The sequence below is a fragment of the Chryseosolibacter histidinae genome (assembly GCF_018598225.1).
In the GTDB taxonomy this organism is placed as follows: Bacteria; Bacteroidota; Bacteroidia; order Cytophagales; family Cyclobacteriaceae; genus Chryseosolibacter; species Chryseosolibacter histidini.
Genome location: NZ_JAHESF010000030.1, coordinates 1 through 17464 on the forward strand (window position 1 = coordinate 1; position 17464 = coordinate 17464).

At 51.5% G+C, this 17464-nt stretch carries 14 protein-coding genes; 9 read left to right on the top strand and 5 right to left on the bottom strand.

The window, feature by feature from the left end:
* Positions 1-149: 149 nt before the first annotated feature.
* Together KK083_RS23110 and guaB are read right to left on the bottom strand one after the other, a co-directional pair.
* A complete protein-coding gene (locus tag KK083_RS23110; protein ID WP_254167973.1) occupies positions 150-3272 on the bottom strand; it encodes a DUF8202 domain-containing protein in 3123 nt (1040 codons plus the stop codon).
* A 311-nt stretch (positions 3273-3583) separates the two neighbouring features.
* Entirely contained in the window at positions 3584-5056 is a 1473-nt protein-coding gene (gene guaB / locus KK083_RS23115) for an IMP dehydrogenase (RefSeq protein ID WP_254168081.1), read from the bottom strand.
* Between the two features lie 182 nt (positions 5057-5238).
* On the opposite strand from guaB, the gene KK083_RS23120 reads away from it, so the two are divergent.
* From KK083_RS23120 to KK083_RS23155, 8 genes are all read left to right on the top strand, one after another.
* Positions 5239-5922 carry a septal ring lytic transglycosylase RlpA family protein gene (locus KK083_RS23120; RefSeq protein WP_254167975.1) on the top strand — a complete coding sequence of 228 codons (684 nt, stop codon included), beginning with the start codon at positions 5239-5241 and terminating at the stop codon, positions 5920-5922.
* Positions 5923-5965: 43 nt separating this feature from the next.
* Positions 5966-6754, top strand: coding sequence for a sulfite exporter TauE/SafE family protein (locus KK083_RS23125; protein WP_254167977.1), 789 nt, complete (start codon positions 5966-5968; stop codon positions 6752-6754).
* A gap of 4 nt (positions 6755-6758) precedes the next feature.
* Positions 6759-7289, top strand: coding sequence for an AAA family ATPase (locus KK083_RS23130; protein WP_254167979.1), 531 nt, complete (start codon positions 6759-6761; stop codon positions 7287-7289).
* Positions 7290-7332: 43 nt separating this feature from the next.
* Complete coding sequence (locus KK083_RS23135; protein ID WP_254167981.1) at positions 7333-8577, top strand: MFS transporter; 1245 nt, start codon at positions 7333-7335, stop codon at positions 8575-8577.
* Between the two features lie 6 nt (positions 8578-8583).
* Complete coding sequence (locus tag KK083_RS23140) at positions 8584-8979, top strand: DUF2721 domain-containing protein (protein WP_254167983.1); 396 nt, start codon at positions 8584-8586, stop codon at positions 8977-8979.
* Between the two features lie 136 nt (positions 8980-9115).
* Positions 9116-10405, top strand: coding sequence for an aminotransferase class V-fold PLP-dependent enzyme (locus KK083_RS23145; protein WP_254167985.1), 1290 nt, complete (start codon positions 9116-9118; stop codon positions 10403-10405).
* 348 nt (positions 10406-10753) lie between these two features.
* The gene (locus KK083_RS23150) at positions 10754-11887 is read left to right on the top strand and encodes a sensor histidine kinase (protein ID WP_254167987.1); all 1134 of its coding nucleotides are present in this window, start codon (positions 10754-10756) and stop codon (positions 11885-11887) included.
* Positions 11859-12566, top strand: coding sequence for a LytR/AlgR family response regulator transcription factor (locus tag KK083_RS23155; RefSeq protein WP_254167989.1), 708 nt, complete (start codon positions 11859-11861; stop codon positions 12564-12566). Before KK083_RS23150 ends, KK083_RS23155 begins: the two co-directional genes overlap by 29 nt.
* On the opposite strand, the gene hemH is transcribed toward KK083_RS23155, so the two are convergent.
* The 3 genes from hemH to KK083_RS23170 form a co-directional block, all read right to left on the bottom strand.
* The gene (hemH, locus tag KK083_RS23160) at positions 12563-13576 is read right to left on the bottom strand and encodes a ferrochelatase (protein WP_254167991.1); all 1014 of its coding nucleotides are present in this window, start codon (positions 13574-13576) and stop codon (positions 12563-12565) included. The two genes, KK083_RS23155 and hemH, sit on opposite strands and share 4 nt — an antisense overlap.
* 70 nt (positions 13577-13646) lie before the next feature.
* Positions 13647-14816, bottom strand: a complete 1170-nt coding sequence (locus KK083_RS23165) for a hypothetical protein (protein ID WP_254167993.1) — start codon at positions 14814-14816, stop codon at positions 13647-13649.
* On the bottom strand, positions 14813-16639 hold the full coding sequence (locus tag KK083_RS23170; RefSeq protein WP_254167994.1) for a PAS domain-containing sensor histidine kinase: 1827 nt from the start codon (positions 16637-16639) through the stop codon (positions 14813-14815). The genes KK083_RS23165 and KK083_RS23170 overlap by 4 nt, the downstream gene beginning before the upstream one ends.
* 266 nt (positions 16640-16905) lie before the next feature.
* Here KK083_RS23170 and KK083_RS23175 point away from each other — a divergent pair, with 266 nt between their 5' ends.
* Positions 16906-17406: a YdeI/OmpD-associated family protein gene (locus KK083_RS23175; RefSeq protein ID WP_254167995.1), complete on the top strand. Its 501-nt coding sequence runs from the start codon at positions 16906-16908 to the stop codon at positions 17404-17406.
* The last annotated feature ends 58 nt before the right edge of the window (positions 17407-17464 follow it).

A 17464-nucleotide genomic window follows, 5' to 3' on the forward strand; every position in this document is an offset into this window, starting at 1 on the left:
ACTCGACAGCTTCTTACTGTAATTTTCCTTGTCATAAGTTAACCGTTTATGGTCAACCTATTTCAGGGACGGACAAGGGCCGGGCCCCGGATATCACTGGCGGGTACTGACTGATTACTGATTACCTGTCACCGATTACCATTTTACAGTTAGTCGGTTTTGATGAGCTTGGCGGTTCTGATGACGAAGCGGTCGAGCACTTTGAGGATGTAGAGGCCCTGGGGGATGTTGCCCGGGGTGATGACAAGGTCAGCGCCTTCTTTCTTCATGGAGAAAGGAACCTCCACGCCGTTGCTGTTGTAAAGCTTGACTTCGCTTTGCTCCGGCTCAAAATCGATCAGCAGCCTGACATGATCGCGGAAGGGATTGGGATGCAGGGTGATGGGGGTTTCGTGGTCTACCACCACACGCACCAGTTCGGAGTATTTTGATTGCAGATCGAAGTCTGTCTGCTTCAGGCGGTAGTAAGAGGCGCCGCGGTACGGGCCATCATCCACGATCTCGTAATGATTCATCAGCTTGGTTGTTCCCGCACCAGGTACACGCCGAACGGACTCCCATTCCTGCGCATTCCTGGATCTTTCAACTGTGAAGAAGTCGTTGTTCGTCTCTGATGCTGTTGACCAGCTGAGGCGTACGGTGTTCTCTTCGGCCACGGCGCGGAACCTGACCAGCTCCACGGGAAGCGGATCGTCAACGTCTGTGTTGCCAAGTGTAAAACGATCGCCGTTTTGAAAATCCACATTCGAAAAAACCACTGTGGTGCCTACCGTTGAACCTGCGATAGGGGTCACATCATTATCAGAAAAACCATTGGTGCCATTGCGGTCGATCAAGAGTCGGAGGTTCGAACCGAGCGGCGTGCCCAGCAGGCTGATATCGAAAGAGACAGATACCGTACCCACATCTCCGGTTTCACTTATACGCCAGGTTCTTGACAATCTCTCTTCGATCGGAGCACTAACACCCGCGGTAGTGCTGCTGTAAAGTATGGTGCCGTCATGTCCCCACATCAGATATTCGCCGTCACCCATACCACTGGCATTCCACATCCGCACAATTCCGGATCCCCTGGCATCCCGATGATTTGAAGCGTCAGTGGCCTGTCCGATTCCGGCTACGTCAAAGTCAAAGTTACCGTTACTGGAATTGTCCATCGTATACACATCGTTGGCTGTTACCAGGGTGATGCCATATTTAGCTGCCAGGTAATTGGTGACGATCATCCGCTGCGCTGTATTCAACACCCCGTTATACATGGCGATCTCTGCAATACGGCCCGTGAGCGGGAAGCCGAAATCAGTTGTTGAATTATTTCTTCTGGCGCCTATCAATACATCGGTACCTGTGGTTGAACCGTCGCCAACCGTTTGTCCTGTAAGGTCAGCCGTGCCATTCAGATAAGTGTTAAAACCGGTTGTGGCGTTCGTGCTGGTAGTGCTCATGCCGACAGTCCAGGCACCCGTGGCAGTAGCGGCGCCGGTATGAAAGTCGCCTCCTATAAATGCCGTATACCTGTTAGGCGTTGAGGAGTCGATCGTGTACTGATACTGTTTGTTATTATCATCACTGGTAGCCTTGGACAGAAATGTTCCCGAGCTTCCTGTATTAACGTTAAAAGCACAAAGAAAAGACCAGTTATTGGTTCTGGGAATAAAATTCAGCGCGTTGGGAGTTCCCAGGTTTAAAAAATCACCGCCGTCAAAGCTTATGGACGGAAGTGTTGTGTTAACAGAATTAGTATTGAACGTGGGCCGTGTAGTGGTGGCACCCGTGGCAGTAGCGGTGAGACTGTTACCCGACGCATCCGCCCAACTTGTGACCGCGGCATTGTTTGCCAGTGAAAGATCATTTGCCTTGAGCCAGAGCTTATTATTGCCGCTAAATCCCACGCCACCGGGCCCTGTATATCCTGAAATGAACGTTCCTGTACCGTTCGTCGGAAAGCTGGGGTTTCCTCCCGTGCAGCCTCCGTTAGGGCAGGTCACCTGAAACGAAGTACATATCTGGCTCACCCCTGCCCCATTAACGTAACTGATCCGGCTTCCTCCATTGGTCGTGAGCGCTGTAGTACCACTTCCACAAAGCGTGGCCGTGCTATAGTCGATGATCAGGTCATCCGCCAGGGTGGAGCTGGTGTTGATGATAGTAACGCTGGCTCCGGACAGGATCATGTCATCCAGGCCGCTCATCACCGCGGCGGCATCTACTTCAAGGTATCCGAGATTTACGAGGGTCGAGCCAAGATTACAGGTACTGCCCGCTATCAGACGTGTGTAGCCCTCCACCATGATCTCAACGCCACTGACGGTAAGCGTGCCCTGCACCAGAATGTTGCCGGTTTGATAAAACATGGGAAGGGAGGCCACCGGACCTACGTCTGTTCTCGGAAGTCCGTCCGGCGAAAGACCGCAAGCGCTTTTGTTGTCTGTAACGTCATCTATTGTAATGGTATGCCCACTTCTGATCACCACATTATCACTACGTCTGGGCCATACGCCGGCAGCCACAGCGCCACTGGAGCCATCGGCACTGAGAGACCATGAAGTGTTGGCATTCCAGGCTCCGGTGGCGAAAGAATAATACGTGACCGCCGGATACATTGCCGTGCCAAAAAAGTCGCAGGGCACGTTCGTGGGGAAATCGGGTGCTCCGTTATTTGAATCGTCAGCTGAGGTATCCTGCGTTGTCCAACTGGCCGCCGCAGTAACCGCTGCGGCACAAGCGGCAACGGTAGAGTTACAGTTGGTGCTTCCTGTATAGACCATCACGTCTTCGTTCCCGGAGATCGAGATGGCGCTGGCAGTGGTGCTCAGGGTACCTGGCAATTGACCGTTGGCTGCCGAAAAGCCGTTGTTCGCTATGGCGGATAAGAAGGTGGTAGGCGCCGAAACGGAGGTTCCCAGAAACATATAGAGCACTTCATTGGCAGCGTCCAGGTCTATTGTTCCGCCAGAAACGGTTCCGGTACTGGCCGAGGGAGTTGTCCGGCTGTTGTTGATCGTGATAACGGTACCGGCCGGGATGCTGGCTGCGGTGGTCCAGGTCATAGACCCATCCGTTCCATCGGCATCAAAAGCAGTTCCGTTCCATTCGTTATCGTTAAAACGGATATTGGTGCCACTCGCAATATCAACAAACGTCACAAATGAAAAGCCATCCGTTCCATCGGCATTGTATCCCACAAACATCACCTGGCCCGCAGTCTGGGCGGTGGCAACGATAGGGGCAAGGAGAACGACCAATAACACGAGAGTCTTGTAAGGCCTCATATAGACAAGATTGAAATCTGAAATCAAATCAAAGGACTGTGATGGGCAGCAAAAGCACGCAAAATCCGCTGGACACACCTTCAATACTAAATCTAAACAAATTAACCCGGCTAAACAAAACAGGGAAATGCCTGCCCCAGCAATACGTGAGAATCTATTGCACTATTTCAACGGCGTGGGTATACCAGCAAATCACGGGCAAATCAATCCATGCCTCATTTTTGAGGTTATTGGGAGGTTTTGCAAGGCATTGATTCCCAAATCCGGTACTTTTCCGTAAGTATTTTCCCGGATCGGCTCTAACGAAAGTTTTATTTTCTGCTGTAATTCGGCGCTTCGCGTGTGATGCTCACATCGTGCGGATGGCTCTCTGACATACCTGCCGAGGTGATCTTCACGAACTTGGCCTGTTTCAGCTTCTCAACGTTCTTGGCACCGCAATATCCCATGCCGGCGCGCAAGCCACCTACAAGCTGATACAACACTTCGGCTACCAGCCCCTTGTAGGGCACCCGGCCCGAGATGCCTTCAGGAACAAGCTTCTTCACATCGTCTTCCACATCCTGGAAGTAACGGTCTTTGGAGCCGTCTTCCATGGCTTCGATAGAGCCCATGCCGCGGTACGACTTGAATTTCCTTCCTTCGTAAATGATCATCTCACCGGGTGCTTCTTCGGTTCCGGCCAGCAGCGATCCGATCATGATACTATCGGCACCGGCAGCCAGGGCTTTTACCAGGTCGCCCGAGAAACGGATCCCACCATCGGCGATCACCGGCACATCGGTGTCTTTCAGCGCTTTCGCGGATTCGTATACGGCAGACAGCTGTGGCAGGCCTACACCGGCTACGATGCGGGTGGTACAGATGCTGCCCGGACCAACGCCTACTTTCACGGCATCGGCGCCTACTTTGGCAAGCGCCTTGGCGGCATCACCTGTTGCAATGTTGCCTACAATGAGGTCGAGCTCCGGATATTTTTTCTTCACACGTTTCGCGGCTTCGATCACACCTTTTGAGTGGCCGTGGGCTGTGTCGATGCTGATCACGTCAACACCGGCTGTTTTCAATGCTTCGATGCGGTCGAGAATATCGGGGGTTACGCCCACGGCAGCGCCCACCCGCAGGCGGCCAAATTTGTCCTGGCATGCGTTGGGTTTATTTTTCTTCTTCTGGATGTCCTTGAACGTGATAAGGCCGGTAAGCTTGCCTTTCTTGTTGATGATGGGAAGCTTTTCGATCTTGTATTTCTTCAGGGTGCCTTCGGCCTGGTCGAGCGTAATGCCTTCAGCGGCGGTGATCAGGTTCTCGCGGGTCATGATCTTCTCAACAGGAACGTTCATATCTTTCTGGAAGCGCAGATCGCGGTTGGTGATGATGCCCACGAGCTTTTCGTTCTCATCTACCACGGGAATACCGCCGATCTTGAACTCGCGCATGATGTTCTCGGCATCCTGTACAGTGGAGTGAATATTCAGGGTTACAGGATCCAGGATGAGGCCACTCTGGGAGCGTTTTACCTTTCTTACCTGTTCGGCCTGCTGCTCGATCTTCATATTCTTGTGGATGAAGCCGAGGCCGCCTTCGAGGGCTACCGCGATGGCCAGTTCGGCCTCTGTCACCGTATCCATGGCAGCCGAAACAATCGGTATATTCAGCCGGATATTGCGGGTCAGCTGGCTTGAGGTATCGGTCTCTCTGGGAAGGATCTCTGAGTAAGCAGGAACAAGAAGCACATCATCATACGTGAGCGCTTCGAAAAGAAATTTAGAAGTATCGAGCGGCATGGCAAATAATTTAGGAACCATTATTTGCCGGGCAAAGGTATAGTTAAATTTCATAATTAACTAATTCGCCCTCTTACAAAGTTGAAGAATTGCAGAACATGTTTTTTAACGACAAAGCATCCTTAAATTAATTATGAATTTGGAGGATGAATTTTATTTTTGATGCCGAAACCCAAAAGCTTATGAAGAGACTGTTACTATTGTTCAGCTTCCATTTTTTGCTGACGGTATCTTTTGCGCAGGTTCAAACCGGGAAGGCTTCTTTTTATGCCGACAAGTTTGAAGGAAGCCCCACGGCAAGCGGTGAAAAATACAAGCACAGCAAGTTCACGGCGGCGCACAAAAGTCTTCCCTTCGGAACCCGGGTAAAGGTCACCAACCTCGCCAACAACGAGGAAGTGGAAGTGGTGATCAACGACCGTGGTCCTTATGTGGAGAACCGTGTGATTGACCTTTCCAAATCGGCTGCCGAAAGGCTCGGATTTGTGAACCAGGGCCTGGCCGAGGTGAGGATCGAGGTGCTCGACGCCGGCGATGGCAAGACAAGCGACCCGGCGAAAACCATTGACCATGTACTGGTTGAGGAAAAGGAATTCTACGATTTCGAGATCTCACGGCTGAATCCGAAAGGGTACGGCGTGCAGATCGGCACCTACCAGGAGCTGGTGAACCTCATGCGCCTTTCGGAGAACCTGAAGAATTCATATAAGAAGAAAGTCACCGTTCAGGTAAAGATCATGAACGGGGTCAAATATTACGGCCTCATCATCGGGCAGTTCCCCACCAGGCCGAAAGCAGAACAATTCAGGGACAACCTTAGAAAGAAATTCCCGGACGCCTTTATTGTAGAATACGATAAGATATGATCCGGTACGCCATCAACCTCCACCGGTATTGTCCGGCGTATTCATGGAAATATTAGGATACATCGCATCCGTTTGCATTGGTCTCATTCTCGGGCTGCTCGGCGGCGGCGGGTCTATCCTGTCCATCCCTATCCTGGTTTACTTGTTCCATGTCGATGCGATCACGGCCTCGGCTTATTCACTCTTTATCGTGGGCATCACCAGTTTTGTGGGCGCCATCCCCAAATACAAAGAGCACCTGGTGAACGTCAGAACAGGCCTTGCGTTCGGCATTCCTTCCATCATCAGCATTTTCTCCACCCGGCGATGGATCGTTCCAGCCATACCGGATGTGATCTGGCAAACGGAGAGCTTCGTTTTTACCAAGCGGATCCTGGTGCTGGGTATTTTCGCCCTGCTCATGATCCTGGCTTCCTTCTCCATGATCCGGGGCCGGAAAGAGCTCGCCTCCGACGACCAGGGGTTCAGAACCTTCCTCGTGGTGGTAGAAGGTATCGTCATCGGTTTCCTGACGGGGCTTGTGGGCGCGGGTGGCGGATTTCTCATCATCCCGGCGCTCGTCTTCCTCACCGGACTGCCCTTCAAAACTGCAGTGGGTACATCGCTGTTCATCATTGCCATCAACTCGCTCATGGGCTTCCTGGGCGATGTGCTTAATTATACTATGGACTGGCCGTTCCTTTTCTCCATCACGTTGCTGGCCGTAACGGGTATACTCGTTGGCAACCGGTTGCAGAAAAAGATCTCCTCCATGAAACTGCGCAAGGCATTCGGGTGGCTGACCTTGCTGATGGGATCGTGGATCCTGCTGCGGGAGGTCATTTTAATTTGACAGCATGAGCCAGATAAAAGATATTAAAAAAGTAGCGGTGGTGGGGCCGGAGTGCACGGGCAAGTCTGATCTGTCTGCTTTTCTCGCCGATCACTTCAACACCGTGTGGGTGCCGGAATATGCCCGGGGTTACGTGAGCAACCTCACGCGGCCCTATGTTGAGCATGACCTGCTCACCATTGCGCATGGCCAGGTGCGACTGGAGGATGAATGGATGCAGGATGCCAGCAAGGTGCTGATCTGCGACACGAACCTGTATGTGATCAAAGTATGGAGCGAGTTCAAGTTCGGCCATTGCGACCCTGAGATCCTGAAGACCATTGCCACGCGCCGCTACGACCTGTACCTGCTCACGTATGTAGACATTCCCTGGCAGGAAGATCCGTTGCGCGAGCATCCTGGCGAACGTGAACGGTTATTCAACATTTACCGCAACGAAATGGCAAATCAATCCGTACCTTTTGTCGAAATCCGCGGCGAACGTGAAGTGCGGAGAAAAACGGCTGTGGAGGCTGTTCAAAAATTGCTTCAATGATGTGTTCAGAGATTTGTGTGTTTTATAAAACAGGTACTGTAGCATGAGCAGTACCCTACCCTCAGGCCCATACGCCGCTTTGCGTATACCTGAGTTTCGCCTGTATATTTCATCGCGCTTCTGTGTTACGCTGGCCATCCAGATCCAGTCTGTTGTGGTAGCCTGGCAGGTATATGCCATTACTAAAGATACGTTGTCGCTCGGGCTCATCGGGCTGGCGGAAGCCATTCCCTCTATCGGTGTCTCGCTTTATGCGGGGCACGTTGCCGATGTGGTGCAGCGTAAAAAGATCATCCTGCTGTGCATCGGCACGCTGCTGTTCTGCTCGGCTGCACTGCTGTTGTTCACGCTTCAGCCGGGCGATTTCTTTTCACTATACGGCGTAATACCCATCTACAGTGTGATCTTCATCAGCGGTGTTGCCCGCGGATTTCTCAGTCCCGCGTTCTTTTCATTCATGCCCCAGCTGATCCCACGGGAGCTCTACAGCAACGCCATCACCTGGAACAGCACGTTGTGGGAGACCGCCACCATTGCAGGGCTGGCGATGGGCGGATTGTTATACGGGATCATCGGTGTAACACAAGCGTATACCGTGGATGTGGTGCTCACGCTCATCGGCCTGCTGCTGATGTCTGGTGTTGGCAACAAGCCGCTTCCTCCCGTGACCACCGAAGAAGGTGTTACCGAAAAGATCATGGCAGGCCTGAAGTTCGTTTTCACCAACAAGCTTATCTTAAGCGCCATCTCACTCGATCTCTTTGCCGTGCTCTTCGGTGGCGCGGTGGCGCTGCTGCCTGTGTTTGCCGAAGAGATCCTGCATGTAGGCGCGCCGGGTTTAGGCATTCTGCGCGCAGCTCCTTCCATTGGCGCGTTGTGCATGGCGTTCTATATCACGCACCATCCCATCAAGAAAGATACCGGCAAGATCCTGCTGTATTGTGTTGCCGGCTTCGGGCTTTGTATGATCCTCTTTGCGCTTTCCACCAACTTCTGGATCTCGCTGGTCATTCTCGTAGCCAGCGGAGGTTTTGATTGCATCAGCGTGATCATCAGGGGCACATTGCTGCAGACGCTTACGCCTGAGAACATGAAAGGAAGGGTCTCTGCTGTAAACCATATCTTTGTAGGGTCTTCCAATGAGATCGGCATGTTTGAATCTGGCGTGGCGGCCAGGCTGATGGGCACGGTGCCATCGGTGATCTTCGGCGGCTGCATGACCATCTTTGTGGTGGGTCTCACGGGCTGGTTCTCCAGGTCGCTCAGAAGCCTGCAACGTGTTCATTAAAATTTTATGCAGCAGATCTCCATCAACACACCAGCGCTCCTGTTCCCGGCCATTACGCTGCTGATGCTTGCCTATACCAACCGCTTTCTTGCGCTGGCAACGCTGATCCGTAACCTGCACACCAAATACAAACAAGGCCAGGAAGACCGCAACCTGCTTCGTCAGCAGATCAAAAATTTGCGCAGAAGGTTGCTGCTCATCAAACAGATGCAGGCCAGTGGCATCACCAGCTTCTTCTGCTGCGTGCTCTGCATGCTGTTCTTTTATATCGGCTACGAAGGCTGGGCCTATGGCATCTTCGGACTGAGCCTCGGTTTTCTGCTGCTCTCGCTGGTGCTCTCACTGAATGAGATCTACATCAGCACCAAAGCGCTGGAGATCGAGTTGAAGGACATGGAGTAGAATGGAAGTACGAGGTACGAAAGACGAAGTACGATGAAATGCAGATCGGGCCATCGTACTTCGTACCTCGTATTTCGTACTTACGATTATGGACTGGTTTTCGTATCTTCGACTTCATTAACCTCAAACTGGTATCATGACAAACCGGAGATCTTTTTTTCGGAAATCACTGGGTGTGGCGGGTGCGCTTTCACTATCACCGCTGGCAGGCAAAGCATTGGCAGAAGACCTCTCCGATGCGCTTCGTTCGCTGAACAGGCTTTCACCTTCAGACGCTGCCACTGACGAAGATCTCTGGGCGCGGATAGCACAGGCTTACACAGTTTCCCCCACCCTCATCAATTTGAACAACGGAGGGGTTAGTCCACAACCCAAAGTGGTGCAGGATGCCGTTGACCGCTATTACCATTACAGCAACGAAGGGCCTACCTACTACATGTGGGGAGTGCTTGACCGAGGCAGGGAACCGCTTAGACGAAAGCTTGCGGATCTTGCCGGCACCTCCAACGAAGAGGTTGCCGTGAACCGCAATACCACAGAGGCGCTGGGCACCGTTACCTATGGCCTCACGCTTTCAAAAGGTGATGAGGTGATCATGACCAAACAGGATTACCCCAACATGATCCAGGCATGGAAGCAGAAAGAGCTTCGCGATGGCATCAAGATCAAGTGGCTGAACCTGGAGCTGCCCATCGAAAACGACGACACCATTGTGAAAGCGTTCACCGATGCAACAACCGCACGAACCAGGGTGTGGCACATTACGCACATGATCAACTGGACGGGCCAGATCCTGCCGGTAAAGAAGCTGTGCGACGAAGCACGGAAACGCAACATCATCTCCATTGTAGACGGGGCACATACTTTCGCGCAGATGGATTTCCGCATCCCTGACTTCAACCCCGACTATTTCGGAACCAGCCTTCATAAATGGCTGTGCGCACCTTTTGGCACTGGCATGCTTTACGTGAAGAAAGAGAACATCGCCGGGCTGTGGCCGCTGTTCCCCAACGATAAACCGCAGAGCGCCGATATCCGCAAATTTGAAACGCTGGGCACACGCTCATTTGCACAGGAGCAGGCCATCGGGCAGGCTATTGATTTTCACAACGCCATCGGCAACAAACGCAAGGAAGAACGGCTGCGCTACCTGAAGAACTACTGGTGTGAGAAGGTGAAGCAACATCCGCGCGTGAAACTGAATGTATCGCTGCGGCCCGAGTATGCTTGCGCGCTGGGCAATTTCTCCATCGATGGCATCGAACCCGAAACGATCAGCAGCCGCATGATGCTCGAGCACCAGATCATCGTTACCGCCATCAAGTGGGAGAATATTAGCGGCGTGAGGATCACACCACACGTATACACGTCTTTAAAAGATCTTGACAGGTTTGTAGAGGCCGTGCATAAGATCGCGGCATCGTAATAAAAAAAGCCTGGCCATCCCCATGGCCAGGCGCTCTATTCAAACATCAAATCGAGGAAACCGATTTGAACTCTTTAACGGGATGTTCTTCTCCCGATATATCTTAATTCTAAATCTCCGCTATCTGCGTTCCCGATAGCTATCGGGACTGCGGGAACTGCATTTACTACCGATGGTGAATTACGCAAACTACTGCGTTGTGTTTTCACTCTTATGACAGGCTTTGATATTACGTAGCCCGAAGATGGCATCACCATGATGAACACTTTTAGTCTACGACAAGACTGTTTTAGTCGACAAATAGTTACAAAACGAAACTTTATAATCGCCTTGTTGTAGTTTAACGTGATGGACGATTTTTTTTCCAGGCTTGTGTTGTCAGATGAGCCGGCCTACCGCATCGGAAGGCATACCCTATTTTGGGTGGCATGTTGGATCTTCATGGGTTTCATTTATGGGTTCGTTTACCTGAACACGGAGTACCAGCCCCTGTTCCTGATGTCTTTTGCCGAGTCGTTTTTATTTCTGCCACAGCACATGCTGCTGAGCTACGGCATCATTTATTTTATGCTGCCGCGTTACATCCTGAAGAACCGGTACTGGCCTGGCATCGGGGGTACGCTGCTGCTGATCCTGGTGGCAGCGCTCATGTCGCCAGTCATTCAGAAATTCCTGATCATACCCTTCAAGGAAGCTTTCGAGGTGCCCATCCTGGTCAAGCGCCTGAACCTCTTCCACTCGTTCATGGGTGGGCTCCGGGGTTCGATGACCGTGGCAGGATTTGCCGTTGCCATCAAGCTGGTGAAACACTGGTACTTCAAAAAAGTGGAGAACGAGATCCTGGAAAAGGAGAAGCTGAAAGCCGAGCTTCAGTTACTCAAAGGGCAGCTCGAGCCGCATTTTATCTTCAACACACTCAACAGCATTTATTCACTCTCGATCAAAGGATCGGATCAGACCTCTGACGCCATCCTAAAATTATCGAACCTGATGCGGTACACGCTCACGGAGTGCAACGGCCTCACCATTCCGCTGGCGAAAGAGGTGCAGATCATCAACAACTATATCGAGCTGGGCAAAACCCGCATGCGCGAAAGGCTTGACCTCACGGTGAACATCAGCGGCGACTTTCATCATAAAAAGATCGCCCCGTTGTTGCTGTTGCCATTTCTCGAAAACAGTTTCAAGTATGGTGCTCACGAAATGCTCGCCAACGCCTGGATCAGTCTCGACCTGACGGTGAAAGGTGATGTGCTCAAGTTCAAGCTCATCAATGGACGCACCGCCGAAAGTGAAGCCAGAACTGTTTCATCGCAGATCGGTTTGCAGAACGTAAAAAAGAGACTCGCGCTCATGTATCCTTCTTCGCATGAGCTGCGTATCACTGAAGACACCGAAACTTTTATTGTGCAGCTGACCCTGCAGCTCGATAAGATCAAAATACCGGAAAGTGATGAACAAGTTAAGCTGTCTGCTGGTTGACGACGAACCCCCTGCGCTGGAGATCCTTCGATCCTACATTTGCAGTACCCCCACGCTCAGGGTAGCCGGTGAATGCAATCACGCTGTGGCCGCGTTCGAATTCCTGCAGCAGCATCATGTGGATCTTATCTTCCTCGACATCTGCCTGCCCCAGGTGTCGGGCACCGAGTTCCTGAAAGCGCTCACCAATCCTCCGAAAGTTATTTTTACCACAGCACACCGCGATTTTGCCGTAGAGGGTTTTGAGCTGGGTGCTGCTGATTATTTGCTCAAGCCGTACTCCCTCGAACGTTTCTGGCGTGCCGTGCAGCGGGTCACCAGCAACGAACGCGTTGTGGGCGTTGAAAAAGAAAAGGTTGTCAGTGAAAGCGAACGATTTTTATATGTGCGCGCAGACCGGAAAATGGTGAAGGTGATGGTTGACGAGATCCTGTACATCGAAAGCTTAAAAGATTATGTGAAGATCTTTTTACCTGGCGGGCAGGTCATCACCAAACAAACCATCACGGCGCTGGAAGAGATGCTGCCCGAAGATGACTTCATCAGGATACACCGCTCTTTTATTGCCTCGCGCAAAAAAATAGCATCGTATACGCAGACCAGCGCTTTTATCGGCAAGGTGGAGCTGCCGGTGGGACCACTCTATCGGCACTTATTTCTGCAGAAGATCAAAGGTTAGCGCTCGCGCAGCACCAGGTCTTGCAGGCACCGGATCCACACGGGATGGTCGTTGAGGCTTTCCACCAGCTGTACTTTTTCGCCGCCGTGTTTGTGAAAGATCTCCTGGTATTCTTCACCGATCTCGATCACGGTTTCCAGGCAATCTGCCGTAAACGCTGGAGAAAAGACCAGGATCTTTTTCATTCCCTTCTTTGCACAATCGGCCACTACTACATCTGAAAAAGGTTTGAGCCACTTTTCATCGAGCCGTGACTGGAAGCACACAGTATATTTTTCCTGCGGGATGCCAAGCTTCGCTGCCAGCAGGCGTGTGGTAGCGTAGCACGTGGCTTTGTAACAGAACTTGTTCTCTTCGGTAACTTCATGTTCACAATCATGATTGGCGCAAAGCCCATCCGCGTAAACCTTGTCTACCTGTCGCTCAGGCAGTCCGTGGTATGAAAAGAGCACGTGGTCGTATTCGTTGATGTTGTGCTGCCGGCCACGCTGCGCGAAACCTTCTATGAAATCAGGGTGATCGTAATATTGTGAGATCACTTTCAGCTCGGGGATCACCCACCACTTCCTGATCACGCGCAGCACTTCTTCGAGGGCCGAGCCTGTAGAAGCTGAAGCGTATTGGGGAAACATGGGCAGCACCACGATCTTCGCGTAATTGGCCTTGCGCATTTTTTCAAGCACATCGGGTATCGATGGGTTCTTGTAGCGCATGGCCAGGTGAACGTCAAATTCATTGCCCAGGGCCTGCTGTAACAGCTCTTTTACACGGTTGCTGTAGTACAGTAACGGCGAGCCATTGGCTGTCCACAACTTGCTGTAAACCTTGGCCGACTTCGGGGCGCGGAACGGCACGATGATCAGGTTCACCAGTATCTTGCGCGAGAGCCACGGAATATCGATCACCCGGGGGTCGTTCAGGAACTGCGATAAATAGGATCTTACGTCAGACACCGACGGACTGTCAGGTGTGCCGAGGTTGATCAGCAAAACTCCGGTTTTGTTTTTCATGCTTTCTTCACCAACGAACCGCGAAGGTAAGGCATTAACAAGGAATGTGAAAAAGTTGTTTGCCGCCGGCCTAATTTAAAATGGGCGACCGTTTAAAAGGTTTGGTTTCGTCGAACAGCTTCCGGTAAGTAGCGTGCCTTTTGGATACATCGGCCCCTACCTGCTGAACCACATTGATCATTTTCGGGTTAAAATCGCCGATCCAGTTCATCTCGTACTCATCGTACCTTTTATACTCTTCCTGCAGCACTTTGCGCGATGCGAGCACCATGGCGCCATCGAGGCCCTTGCCCTGGTGCGGCGGGGCAACACCGAACAGGATGCCAAAAGCCTTGCGGTTGGTCTTCATCAATGTATGCCACAGGAACTTGATCTTGCCGATAAGGTCAAGCTTGCCATTGAGATGTTTGAAGATCTGGTTGATCTCCGGCAGCGACAGGAAGAATGACACCGGCTCGCCTTTGTAGAATCCGAAATAAAGAAGCTTCAGGTCCATGATGGGCTTCATCTGCTTTACGATCATCTTCGCCTGTGCCAACGTAAGCTCCGGATTTTCAGCTCGCTTCGCCCAGGCTTTGTTATAGACCGTCATCAGATATTCGGGTAACTTCTCGATCTCAGATTTTTGAAGATACCGGAATTCATAATCGGGATCACGCGCCACCAGCTCGGCCTTGTGATGAAGCCTTTCATCCAGGGGTCCCTGAATCGTACGATAGAAAGTAAGCTGATAAAAGTATACCTGAAATCCGTACGCTTCGAAGAAATCCTGATAGTAGGGAAAGTTGTAGTTGCATTGGTAGTTCGGTTCTTTGTCGAACCCTTCGATGAGCAATCCCCACCACCGGTCGCGGGCGCCAAAGTTGATGGGGCCGTCCATCGCTTCCATGCCCTTTGACTGCAGCCACTGCCTGCACTGATCGAACAAAAGGAACGCCGCCTCTTTGTTGTTGATGCACTCGAAGAAGCCCATTCCGCCCGTAGGCTGATCGTTACCCTTGCTCACCGTTTTCTGGTTCACAAAAGCAGCCACGCGGCCTATGGTCTCGCCTTGGTTGTCTGTCAGGATCCAGCGAATGCACTCGCCATGGCGAAAGGTCTTGTTCCGCTCAGGATCAAAAACTGATTCGATATCTTTATCGAGTGGACGGATCCAGCGAGGCTCCTGCTTGTAAAGCCTTACGGGAAGCATCAGAAATTCACGGACAAGTTTCGGGGAATTGACTTCTAAGATCTTCATCTCTGTGCGGCAACGAGCGGAGTACTTTTGATGATACTGTTAATTCGATTCGGCAAGATAATATTAAAACGGGTGCCCTGCTGTGCTTTGCTGGCCACAGAGATCTGGCCACCCAGCTTCTCTACAGCATTCTTTACAATGTAGAGGCCAATACCGGAGCCGTCTGACTGCTCGGTGGCGCGGTAGAACATTTCAAAGATCTTGTTCAGGCTCTTCTCTTCAATGCCGATGCCGTTATCGGAAAAACTGATATCGGCGCGCAGGTTGTCAACATGGATCTTCACCGATACTTCGGGATCCTTGCTCACCAGCTGCCGGTACTTGATAGCGTTCGAGATCAGGTTCCTGAAGATCTCGGAAATGCGCCAGTGGTCGCTGTAAAAATCGATGCCCTCGATCTTGATGCTGCGCCGTACCTCCTTGGCGCCTTCGAGGTAGCTGAGCTCTGTGAATGTCTGGTCGATGATCTTGCCAAGATCCACCTTGCTGATGCTCACTTCCATCTTCAGGTTCTTGGAGTGGCTCAGCACATCGCCGATAAAGTGATCGAGCGCGGAGATCTTCTCGCCGATGATATCGATGTAGTCCATCGGGTTGTCTGTATTGCCGGGCAGCCTTGCGAGATTGACCAGGCCCAGCACAGACGAAAGCGGTGCGCGCAGATCGTGCGACACCTTGTATACAAAATTATCGAGCTCGGTATTCCTGATCTTCAGCTCTTCCTCTACGTGCTTTCGGTCAGTGATATCGACATACACACCGTAAATGCCTATGGTCTGATTCTCGAGCATTACCGGCACGCCGCAGAGCAGCACATTCACCAGCCTGCCGGTGCGGTGTTTCCGGATGGTCTCGATGCTCACCACCTGGTTGGAAGTGATGAGGTTGTTGAGATCGATGCCTTCGTTGCGCAGCTCTTCGGGAACAATGAAGTCGTTGAGGTTGCGACTGCGAAGCTCACTTCTTTCGAAGCCGAACATCTGCTCGAACCCGCGGTTCACCTGAAATACTTTGCCGGACTCATCGAGCATCACCACGGCCATGGGCACATTCTGGAACAGCTGTGTGAACAATGTTTCATTACGTTTGAAGCGGGCCTCGGCCTGTTTCTTTTCGGTGATGTCGCGGAAGATCACCTGCACGGAAGGCTCACCCAGGAATGAAAACGGGAACGCCATGGCTTCCACATCAACAACCTTTCCATCGAGCCGGATATATTTCTGCTCCATCATCGGCACAGGCACGCCGGCGGAAACCTCCTGCATGCGCCGCTGAATGGACTCACGATATTCGGGATGAACAAAATCAAGAACATTTGCTCCCAGCAGCGCTTTCGACTTCTTTGCGCCGAGGATCATGTGCGCCTGCGCGTTGGCAAAGATCAGCTTGCCCTGCCTGTGAATGACAATGCCAATGGGCAGCTTTTCTACGAGCGCCTGATAACGGATCTCGCTTTCGCGGGCAGTCTCTTTTCTTTCAGTGATATCCTGGATGATGCCTCTCCGGATCACGGTTCCGTCTTCTTTCAGTTCATGACTCGACCTGAACTCTACCCACTTCACAGAACCGTTGACACGAACACGTCCCTGCCAGTGCCACTCAGACTCGTTGTCTTTGCTCTCGATTGCTGTATCTTTAAAATAAGCCAGGTCGTCTTCGTGAATGATGGATTCGACCAGCGTATGATCTTTCATGATGGATCCGGCGTCGATGCCCAGGATGTTTTTGCAGTTCGGGCTTACGTAGGTAAAACGTTTTTCCCCATGCGCATGAATAGCATACTCGTAGATCACTGCGGGTAGATGCTTGACGAGGTCCTGCATGTTACTGACGTGGGGGTTGGGCTAGGTTAATCGCTTAAGTCAGAGCCTGTTAAAGCTCAACTATGCAAGATAGCCTATAAGCCTTATAAAACAAGGGAAAGGAAAGGTTTTGCAGCAGTTTGTTCTTTTACAGTATGTTCAAACATTAATTTGGTACGGTGGATCCGGCGAGTCAAAAGCAATTTTCGATACATGGATGCAGCCAAGCCCTTTCTATATTCGGGTAAGCATATCATGCGATATTTTCAACTGAAAAAAACAGATGTATGAATAAAACAGGTGAAGCAAGCGGACGAAAGAGTTTTACAGCCCTGATCGAAAAGCCCGATGATGGAATGGACACTGCTTACATCGCTATTCCTTTTGATGTCGAAAAAGTATATGGCACCCGTGGCCAGGTAAAAGTGAAAGCGTGGTTCGACGACCATCCTTACCGCGGCGTGCTGGCGAACATGGGCACAGGCTGCCACATCATCGGCCTGAGAAAAGATATTCGCCAGGCCATTGGCAAACAGGCCGGAGACAAAGTGAAGGTAATACTGGAGCGCGACACGGAAGAACGCGTGGTAGACGTTCCGCAGGATCTCCAGCACGCGTTGAAACGATCGCCCAAAGCAGAAAAATTCTTCAACACGCTTTCTTATACCAACAGAAAAGAGTACGCCGTTTGGGTGAGCTCTGCCAAGAAAGAAGATACCCGTGAAAAACGCCTGGCCAGTACCATCGAAAAATTGCTGGCGGGAAAGAAAAACCCGTCTGAGAAGTAATCGGTAATCAGGTATTCGGTAATCGGTTTTGTGAGATGTACAGATTACTGATCACCGA

Bases quoted from the DNA above. Each gene is read 5' to 3' on its own strand.
- KK083_RS23165 (WP_254167993.1), bottom strand. From the start codon at position 14,816: ATGAAGATCTTAGAAGTCAATTCCCCGAAACTTGTCCGTGAATTTCTG.
- KK083_RS23120 (WP_254167975.1), top strand. From the start codon at position 5,239: ATGAAGAGACTGTTACTATTGTTCAGCTTCCATTTTTTGCTGACGGTA.
- KK083_RS23150 (WP_254167987.1), top strand. From the start codon at position 10,754: ATGGACGATTTTTTTTCCAGGCTTGTGTTGTCAGATGAGCCGGCCTAC.
- guaB (WP_254168081.1), bottom strand. From the start codon at position 5,056: ATGCCGCTCGATACTTCTAAATTTCTTTTCGAAGCGCTCACGTATGAT.
- KK083_RS23145 (WP_254167985.1), top strand. From the start codon at position 9,116: ATGACAAACCGGAGATCTTTTTTTCGGAAATCACTGGGTGTGGCGGGT.
- KK083_RS23155 (WP_254167989.1), top strand. From the start codon at position 11,859: ATGAACAAGTTAAGCTGTCTGCTGGTTGACGACGAACCCCCTGCGCTG.
- KK083_RS23170 (WP_254167994.1), bottom strand. From the start codon at position 16,639: ATGCAGGACCTCGTCAAGCATCTACCCGCAGTGATCTACGAGTATGCT.
- KK083_RS23125 (WP_254167977.1), top strand. From the start codon at position 5,966: ATGGAAATATTAGGATACATCGCATCCGTTTGCATTGGTCTCATTCTC.
- KK083_RS23110 (WP_254167973.1), bottom strand. From the start codon at position 3,272: ATGAGGCCTTACAAGACTCTCGTGTTATTGGTCGTTCTCCTTGCCCCT.
- hemH (WP_254167991.1), bottom strand. From the start codon at position 13,576: ATGAAAAACAAAACCGGAGTTTTGCTGATCAACCTCGGCACACCTGAC.
- KK083_RS23140 (WP_254167983.1), top strand. From the start codon at position 8,584: ATGCAGCAGATCTCCATCAACACACCAGCGCTCCTGTTCCCGGCCATT.
- KK083_RS23130 (WP_254167979.1), top strand. From the start codon at position 6,759: ATGAGCCAGATAAAAGATATTAAAAAAGTAGCGGTGGTGGGGCCGGAG.
- KK083_RS23175 (WP_254167995.1), top strand. From the start codon at position 16,906: ATGAATAAAACAGGTGAAGCAAGCGGACGAAAGAGTTTTACAGCCCTG.
- KK083_RS23135 (WP_254167981.1), top strand. From the start codon at position 7,333: ATGAGCAGTACCCTACCCTCAGGCCCATACGCCGCTTTGCGTATACCT.